We start from the raw sequence: 1,045 nt of genomic DNA, 5'->3' as shown, positions 1-1,045 counted from the left end.
ACGACACTGCACCCAGTTTCCTGCCGAAGGGGTTTCGTTGTGGAGAAGCAGGGGAGCGCCTTCGGCATCTACAATAAGCACATCGAGGCGTCCGTCGTTATCATAGTCGCCGATAGCCAATCCTCGTCCGACAATGGGTTTAAGAAAGTCGGGGCCGGCCTGTGCAGTCACATCGAGAAACCTGGAGCCATTTCTATTGTGAAACAGTTGGGTTGGCTGGCGATAGGTGTGCCCCGGATCGAAGGCGGATACGTTATCAGAGGTGTGGCCATTGGAAAAGATGAGATCGAGCCAACCGTCGTTGTCATAGTCTATCCACTTTGCGCCGAAGGCCACATAGGGAATGGTGGCATTGGCTAAATTCAGCTGGCGCGCGCGCTCTTCAAAGAGAAGTTGCCCGTCGTTATGGTAAAGTGCGTTCGGCTCCTGTTGAAAAGTTGCTACCACCAGGTCGAGCTGTCCATCGTTATCGTAGTCTCCCCAGTCAGTGCCCATACCGCCTTGAGTTCCGCCCTGAGCGTTGTAGGCGGTGCCGGTCTCACTGCCCACATTACGAAAATAGCTACCCAAATTCAACAACAAATCTGCCGGCACCTCGTCGTTTGCCAGATAAAGGCTCTGGCGTCCCGATGAATCTATGTCGGCGGAGGCGATCCCAAGCACCTTACCGGATGTGTTGTTCACCTTCCAATGCAGCGTTGCGTCTTTAAAGCGTCCATTGCCTTGATTCCTATAGAACGTCGCTCTCTCTGGAGGATAGGCCTGGGGTGAGCAAGCCGTCATCGTATTGCCGGCAGCCGCACATAGCTGCGCGCTATGCGGTCCAAAAACAACATAGTTCCCTACAATGAGATCGAGATACCCGCTGTTGGTAGTTTGCACCCACGCTGCCGAAGTGCCCCAGGGCTGAGGCGCTATCCCACTCTGAGCCGTCACATCCTTGAAATGGCTCCCCCCCTCGTTGTGCAACAACACCCCACCCCGATACGCCGTAATGTAGATGTCCACATACCCATCGTTATCGTAGTCACCCACTGCACAGCCC

The 1,045-nt window shown here is 54.7% G+C and carries 1 protein-coding gene; it reads right to left on the bottom strand.

Features of this window, described 5'->3' with window-relative positions:
* Nucleotides 1-1,045: VCBS repeat-containing protein (locus VKV18_RS02695; RefSeq protein WP_324202689.1), on the bottom strand; the 1,045-nt coding region annotated here is incomplete at both ends.

It is taken from the genome of Chthonomonas sp. (assembly GCF_035294505.1).
Taxonomy (GTDB): domain Bacteria; phylum Armatimonadota; class Chthonomonadetes; order Chthonomonadales; family Chthonomonadaceae; genus Chthonomonas.
Note: the sequence above shows the minus strand (reverse complement) of the source record. Positions and strands in the feature narration are given on the sequence as shown.